Origin of the sequence: Streptomyces sp. ADI96-02 (assembly GCF_003846185.1) — a bacterium.
Taxonomy (GTDB): domain Bacteria; phylum Actinomycetota; class Actinomycetes; order Streptomycetales; family Streptomycetaceae; genus Streptomyces.
This window is the reverse complement of record NZ_ML123034.1, coordinates 393,033-399,778: the sequence shown is the minus strand read 5'-3', so window position 1 is coordinate 399,778 and position 6,746 is coordinate 393,033. Positions and strand designations below refer to the sequence as shown.

General features: G+C 73.9%; 6 protein-coding genes. 3 read left to right on the top strand and 3 right to left on the bottom strand.

Annotated elements, in window-relative coordinates; translation table 11 throughout:
• Positions 1 to 160: 160 nt before the first annotated feature.
• Entirely contained in the window at positions 161 to 1,459 is a 1,299-nt protein-coding gene (locus EES43_RS01735) for a DUF6986 family protein (protein ID WP_124271737.1), read from the top strand.
• 20 nt (positions 1,460 to 1,479) lie between these two features.
• Here the strand turns inward: EES43_RS01735 and EES43_RS01730 are convergent, their stop codons facing one another.
• Positions 1,480 to 2,508, bottom strand: a complete 1,029-nt coding sequence (locus EES43_RS01730; RefSeq protein ID WP_124267002.1) for a LacI family DNA-binding transcriptional regulator — start codon at positions 2,506 to 2,508, stop codon at positions 1,480 to 1,482.
• A gap of 196 nt (positions 2,509 to 2,704) precedes the next feature.
• On the opposite strand from EES43_RS01730, the gene EES43_RS01725 reads away from it, so the two are divergent.
• Positions 2,705 to 3,634: an ROK family protein gene (locus EES43_RS01725; RefSeq protein ID WP_124267001.1), complete on the top strand. Its 930-nt coding sequence runs from the start codon at positions 2,705 to 2,707 to the stop codon at positions 3,632 to 3,634.
• A 140-nt stretch (positions 3,635 to 3,774) separates the two neighbouring features.
• Here EES43_RS01725 and EES43_RS30470 read toward each other — a convergent pair whose 3' ends face one another.
• Positions 3,775 to 3,945 carry a hypothetical protein gene (locus tag EES43_RS30470; RefSeq protein WP_164493101.1) on the bottom strand — a complete coding sequence of 57 codons (171 nt, stop codon included), beginning with the start codon at positions 3,943 to 3,945 and terminating at the stop codon, positions 3,775 to 3,777.
• A 226-nt stretch (positions 3,946 to 4,171) separates the two neighbouring features.
• Between EES43_RS30470 and EES43_RS01720 the strand changes: the two genes are divergently transcribed.
• The gene (locus EES43_RS01720) at positions 4,172 to 5,209 is read left to right on the top strand and encodes an NUDIX hydrolase (protein WP_124267000.1); all 1,038 of its coding nucleotides are present in this window, start codon (positions 4,172 to 4,174) and stop codon (positions 5,207 to 5,209) included.
• Positions 5,210 to 5,258: 49 nt separating this feature from the next.
• On the opposite strand, the gene EES43_RS01715 is transcribed toward EES43_RS01720, so the two are convergent.
• On the bottom strand, positions 5,259 to 6,623 hold the full coding sequence (locus EES43_RS01715) for a dipeptidase (RefSeq protein ID WP_124266999.1): 1,365 nt from the start codon (positions 6,621 to 6,623) through the stop codon (positions 5,259 to 5,261).
• Between the last annotated feature and the right edge of the window lie 123 nt (positions 6,624 to 6,746).

The window sequence follows — 6,746 nt, the reverse complement described above, 5'->3', positions numbered from 1 at the left end:
TCCCCCACGCGTACACGCCTCTGGGCCGCACGGTGAACCCCGCCGCGCGGCCCAGAGGCGTTCGGGCGACCGTTGACGCAGGTCCGGCGGACTTATAACTTCACTATACGGATTGTTGATTCCGGTGAGCGGAAACGGCGAGAGCGTGGAGGGTGCGGCCATGGGGCAGCGGGAGAAGGTGGCGACGAGCCTCGCCGGTACGGTCGGCGCGGAGATCAGCGCCTCCCTCACGGCGGTCGACGCGGAGCTGGCCCGCCGCTACCCGGGCGACCCCGGCACCCGCCAGCCCGTGCACACCGTCTACGTGCCCGGCGACGCCTTCGAGCCCGCCACCCTCCGCTCCTGGGGCGATCAGGCGCTGGCCGCCCTCGATGAACACGCCCCCGACGCCGCCGCGTTCGCCGCCGTCCTCGGCATCCCCGAGGAACTGGCCGGGCCGGTCCACGACCGTGTACGCGCCAAGCTGGAGCGCGAGCCCGTGGAGGACCTGCGCATCGACTTCGAGGACGGCTACGGCCTCCGCCCGGACGCCGAGGAGGACGAGGCCGCCGCCCGCGCCGCCCGCCTGGTCTCCGAGGCGTACGCGAACGGCGCCGCCGCCCCGTACGCCGGCATCCGGATGAAGTGCATGGAGGCCGGCGTGCGAGACCGGGGCATCCGCACCACGGACGTCTTCCTCACCGGGCTCATGGCGGCGGGCGGCCTGCCCGACGGGCTCGTGCTGACCCTGCCCAAGGTGACGTACCCCGAGCAGGTCACCGCCTTCGCGCGGCTGCTCGAAGCCTTCGAGCGGGCCCACGGCCTGGACGCCGGGCGGATCGGCTTCGAGATCCAGATCGAGACCAGCCAGTCGATCCTCGCCGCCGACGGGACCGCCGCCGTCGCCCGCATGATCGACGCCGCGCGGGGCCGGGCGACCGGACTGCACTACGGCACCTTCGACTACAGCGCCTGCGTCGGCGTCAGCGCGGCGTACCAGGCCCCCGACCATCCGGCCGCCGACCACGCCAAGGCCGTCATGCAGGTCGCCGCGGCGGGCACCGGCGTACGCGTCTGCGACGGCTCCACCAACGTGCTGCCCGTCGGCCCCACCGCCCAGGTCCACGAAGCCTGGCGGCTCCACTACGGCCTCACGCGCCGCGCTCTGGCCCGCGCCTACTACCAGGGCTGGGACATGCACCCCGGTCACCTGCCGACGCGTTACGCGGCCGTCTACACCTTCTACCGCGAGGGCCTGGAACCGGCCGCCGCCCGGCTCGCCGCCTACGTCGCGAAGGCGGGCGGCCACGTCATGGACGAACCGGCCACGGCCAAGGCCCTCAGCGGCTACCTGCTCCGGGGCATCGACTGCGGTGCGCTGGACACCGCTGAGGTGGCCCGGCTCACCGGCCTGACCCGGGCGGACCTGGACGCGTTCGCGTCGCCGCGCCGGGGCGGCCCGACCGTGGCGGCTCCGTAGCCGGCCAACGGCGAGCGGGCTCAGGCGGGCGGCAGTTCGCCCGAACCGCGCGGGATCAGCGTGGTCGGCAGTTGCACCCGGGCAGGGGCGTGGTCGGCGCCGTCGAGGCGGCGGAAGAGGTGTTCGGCGGCGGTCCGGCCGACCGCTGCCGCGTCCTGCGAGATCACCGTGATCCCCAGCAGGTCGGCCAGCTCGATGTCGTCGAACCCGACCAGGGCCACCGGCCGTTGCCGCTCGGCTATCACCCGGACCGCCGTCACCGTCACCCGGTTGTTCCCCGCGAACAGCGCGGTGACCGGCTCCGGCCCCGCCAGCATCTCCTCGACGGCGCGCCGGACCCGGTCGGGGCCGGTGGTGCCGAGCGAGACCCAGGCGTCCCGGACGCCGATCCCCGCGTCGGCCATGGCCGCGTGATAGCCGCGCAGGCGCTCGGTCGCCGTGTGGATGCGGGGCTGGTCGCCGACGAAGCCGATCCTGCGGTGGCCGTGCGCGATGAGGTGGGCCACGCCCTCGCGGGAGCCCCCGAAGCTGTCGGACAGCACCATGTCGGCGTCGACGTGGCCGGCCGGCCGGTCCACGAAGACCGTGGCGACGCCCGCCTTTATCTCCGGCTCCAGATAGCGGTGGTCGTCGCCCGCCGGGATCACGATCAACCCGTCCACGCGCCGCGCGCACAGGGCCAGGACCAACTCCTGCTCCCGCTCGGGGTCTTCCGCGCTGGAGCCGTTGATGAGCAGCGCGCCGTGCGCGCGGGCCACCTCCTCCACGGCGCGGCTCAGCGGTCCGTAGAAGGGGTCGGCCAGATCCTCCAGGACCAGGCCGATGGACGCCGTACGGCCCTTGCGCAGCACGCGCGCGCTGTCGTTGCGGCGGAAGCCGAGCGCGTCGATCGCCTCCTGCACCCGGCGTTCGGTGTCCGGTGTGACGCCGGGCTCGCTGTTCACCACCCGGGACACCGTCTTGAGCCCCACGCCCGCGCGGGCCGCCACGTCCTTCATGGTCGGCCGGTTGCCGTATCGGGTCTCGGAATGACGGGCGGTCCGGTCCACTGTGCGTTGTCCTGTCGTCGGAAACGGGCGGAATGCGGGCGGCTCCGCGACGGCCGCGGACGGGCTGCGGAGGCAAACGGAGGCTGTGGCGTCGAGCATAGGCCCTGGACAACGTTGTCAACAGGAGGGAGACGGTGCAGACTACTGACGGAAGCCGCAGGTCCCGACACTTCACTCATCCGGAGAACCCACACCGATGCATACCGACCTCGTCGCCGCGCTCGACATCGGGGGAACCAAGATCGCCGGCGCACTGGTCGACGCCGGCGGAACCCTCCTCGCACGGGCGCAGCGGCCGACGCCCGCCCAGCAGGGCGCCGAGGCGGTGATGGGCGCGGTCGAGGACGTGCTGGGCGAGTTGACGGCCTCTCCGCTGTGGGAGCGGGTGGGATCCGCCGGCATCGGCAGCGCCGGTCCCGTCGACGCGTCCACGGGCACGGTCAGCCCGGTCAACGTGCCCGGCTGGCGGGACTTCCCCCTGGTGGAGCGGGTGCGCAAGACGACCGGCGGGCTGCCGGTCACGCTGGTCGGCGACGGGGTCGCCATGACGGCGGCCGAACACTGGCTGGGAGCCGCGCGCGGATACGACAACGCCCTGTGCCTCGTCGTCTCGACCGGAGTGGGCGGCGGGCTCGTCCTCGGCGGGGCACTGCACCCCGGCCCCTCGGGCAACGCCGGCCACATCGGTCACATCAGCGTCGACCTGGACGGCGACCCGTGCCCCTGCGGGGGGCGCGGCTGCGTCGAACGCATCGCCAGCGGACCGAACATCGCCCGCCGCGCCCTGGAAGGCGGGTGGCGGCCCGGTCCGGACAGCGACGCGACCGCCGCCTCCGTCGCGGTGGCTGCCCGCGCGGGCCACCCCGTCGCCCTCGCCTCGTACGAACGCGCGGCCCAGGCGCTGGCCGCCGGAATCGCCGCCACCGCCACGCTGGTCGAGATCGACATCGCGGTGATCGGCGGGGGAGTGGCCGGCGCGGGCGACGTGCTCTTCGCGCCGCTGCGCCGCAGCCTGCGCGACTACGCCACGCTCTCCTTCGTGCGACGGCTGGACGTGGCGCCCGCCGTGATGGGCACGGACGCGGGTCTGGTCGGCGCGGCTGCGGCGGCCATCGCGGCACGCTGAGATCGGGAGGTGCCGTCAGGCCGCCGACTGCCGCGCGGCGGCGGCGGTTCGACGGCGGACCCCGGCGCGACGACGGCGCGGACGCGGCGCGGCCGGGGCGCCAGCGGTCCGCCGGGGGCCGGTCGTGGAGCAGGCAGTCCTCAGCGGTCCGCCGACGGCTGCTCCACGACCACCAGGAAGGCGTCCTGGTCCAGGTTCATCACGACCTCCGCGGCCATGCCCTCGCCGCGCCGCGCCGCCGCGAACTGCTCAGCGGCCCGGCTGCCGCGGGGGTCTCCCGCCGGAAACTGTTCGAGAACCGTCCGCCGCACGGCGCACCTCCCTGTACCCGCGGGCCCTGCCGTCGGCCCGGCGACTGCCTGCTCCAACGACCCCGGCACGTCATCGTTACGGGTGCCCCGAAAGCCCGCCCCGTACCGTGGGAGTGCCCGAAAGAGGCCGGATGACCTCATCGCGGCGAGGCTGTCGCCGCGGCGGGGTTTCCGCGGCAGGGTGTTGCGGGCAAGCCACAGGGGGCTACGGAAGAGGGGGAAAACCGTGATCGTCTGGGTCAACGGCGCGTTCGGTGCGGGCAAGACCAGTGCCGCGGGCGAACTGATCGATCTGATCCCGAACAGCACGCTGTACGACCCGGAGCTCACCGGGGCCGGGCTGCGCGCCCTGCTCCCGCAGAAGCGGCTGGCGGAGGTCGACGACTTCCAGGACCTGCCGATCTGGCGGCGGCTCGTGGTGGACACGGCCGCCGCGCTGCTCGCCGAGGTGCCCGGCGTGCTGGTGGTGCCCATGACGCTGCTGAGACAGGAGTACCGCGACGAGATCTTCGGCGGACTGGCCTCCCGGCGCATTCCCGTCCGGCATGTACTGCTCTCACCTGAGGAAACGATCCTGCGTGACCGGATCGCGGACCGGGTGGAGTTCCCCGAGGACGTCGAGCGCAGCGAGCGGGCCCGGCGATGGGCCTACGAGCACATCGCCCCGTACCGCGACGCCCTCGGCTGGATCACCGAGGACGCCCATGTGATCGACAACAGCGCCCTCACACCGCGCGCCACGGCCGGGCGGATCGCCGAAGCCGTCCGCAGCGGGGCCGCCGGGGCCTGCGAGATAGTGCAGAGCCCCGCACCGACCGCCGAGACGGTCGCCGCCGCCGTGCTGCTCTTCGACGAGCAGGACCGGGTGCTGCTCGTCGACCCCACCTACAAGCCGGGCTGGGAGTTCCCGGGCGGCGTCGTCGAGGCGGGCGAGGCCCCCGCGCAGGCAGGAGTGCGGGAGGTGGCCGAGGAGATCGGGATCCGCCTCGACCGCGTGCCGTCCCTGCTGGTCGTGGACTGGGAACCGCCCTGCCCGCCCGGTTACGGCGGGCTGCGCTTCCTCTTCGACGGCGGACGGCTGCGCTCCGAGGACGCGGCACGGCTGCTGCTGCCCGGCGCCGAACTGCGCGGCTGGCGCTTCGTCACCGAGCAGGAGGCGGCGATGATGCTGCCTCCCACCCGGTACGAGCGCCTGCGCTGGGCCCTGCGGGCCCGGGAACGGTCGACCGTGCTCAACCTGGAGGCCGGTGTTCCGGTGGGCTGAGAACCCGCCCCCGTGGCAGTCGGCCGGTTCCGGTGCGGGCCGGTCCGGATCAGCCCTTCCGGGACTCCGCGTAGTTGCGCAGGAACAACGCCTCGGCGACCGACAGCCGCTCCAGCTCCTCGGGCGACACGCTCTCGTTCACCGCGTGGATCTGCGCCTCCGGCTCGCTGAGGCCGATCAGCAGGATCTCCGCCTCCGGGTACAGCTCCGCGAGCGTGTTGCACAGCGGGATCGAGCCGCCCATTCCGGCGGACTGCATCTCCTGGCCCGGGTACGCCTCGCGCATGGCGTCCGCCATCGCCGCGTACGCCGGGCTCGTGAGGTCGGCACGGAACGGCTGGCCCTGGCCCACCTGCTCCACCGAGACCCGCGCGCCCCACGGAGCGCGCGACGTCAGGTGCGCGGTGAGCAGCTTCGTCGCCTCGGCGGCGTCCTGGCCGGGCGGCACCCGCAGGCTGACCTGAGCCCGCGCGCTCGCCTGCAGCGACGGCGTCGCGCCCACCACCGGCGGGCAGTCGATGCCGATGACGGTGACGGCGGGACGGGCCCAGATCCGGTCCGCGACCGTCCCGGCGCCGATCAGCTCCACCCCGTCCAGCACCTTGGCGTCCTTGCGGAACTCCGCCTCCGGGTACTGGAGGCCGTCCCAGTCGGCGTCTCCGGTCAGCCCGTCGACCGTCGTCGTCCCGTCCTCGGCGCGCAGCGAGGCCAGCAGCTGGATCATCGCGGCCAGCGCGTCGGGGGCGGCGCCGCCGAACTGCCCGGAGTGCAGGTTCCCTTCGAGGGTGTCGAGCCGCACCCGCAGCATCGTCATCCCGAGCAGCGTCGCGGTGACCGTCGGCACCCCGGCCCGGAAGTTGCCCGTGTCCCCGATGACGACGGTGTCGGCGGCCAGCAGGTCCGGGTGCGCCTCCGCGTACCGCTCCAGACCGCCGGTGCCCTGCTCCTCGGAGCCCTCGGCGATCACCTTCACCGAGACGGGGACACCGCCGTTCGCCTTCAGGGCGCGCAGCGCGAGCAGGTGCATGATGAACCCGCCCTTGCAGTCGGCCGCGCCCCGGCCGTACCAGCGGCCGTCCCGCTCGGTGAGCTCGAACGGCGGGGAGACCCACGCCGACTCGTCCAGCGGAGGCTGCACGTCGTAGTGCGCGTAGAGCAGGACGGTGGGCGCCCCGGCCGGGCCGGGCAGGTAGCCGTAGACGGACCGGGTGCCGTCCGGAGTGTCCAGCAGCTCCACATCCGTGAAGTCCTCGGCGCGCAGCGCGTCCGCGACCCAGTCCGCCGCCGCCTCGCACTCGCTCTTCGGGAACTGCGCCGGGTCGGCCACCGACCGGAACGCCACCAACTCGGCCAGCTCCGCCCTGGCGCGGGGCATCAGCGAAGCCACGGTCTCGGAAATCGGACGGGCGGTCATGGGCACGCTCCTCGTGGGTGCGACGTTATGGGGAGGGCGCGTGTACGCGCCCCGGCGCGGCACCGTTGATCCGGCGTCGCGCGCTGGACGGAATCGTGGTCGATCCTCCCACAGGGGGGCTTG

Bases quoted from the DNA above. Each gene is read 5' to 3' on its own strand.
- EES43_RS01735 (WP_124271737.1), top strand. From the start codon at position 161: ATGGGGCAGCGGGAGAAGGTGGCGACGAGCCTCGCCGGTACGGTCGGC.
- EES43_RS01725 (WP_124267001.1), top strand. From the start codon at position 2,705: ATGCATACCGACCTCGTCGCCGCGCTCGACATCGGGGGAACCAAGATC.
- EES43_RS01715 (WP_124266999.1), bottom strand. From the start codon at position 6,623: ATGACCGCCCGTCCGATTTCCGAGACCGTGGCTTCGCTGATGCCCCGC.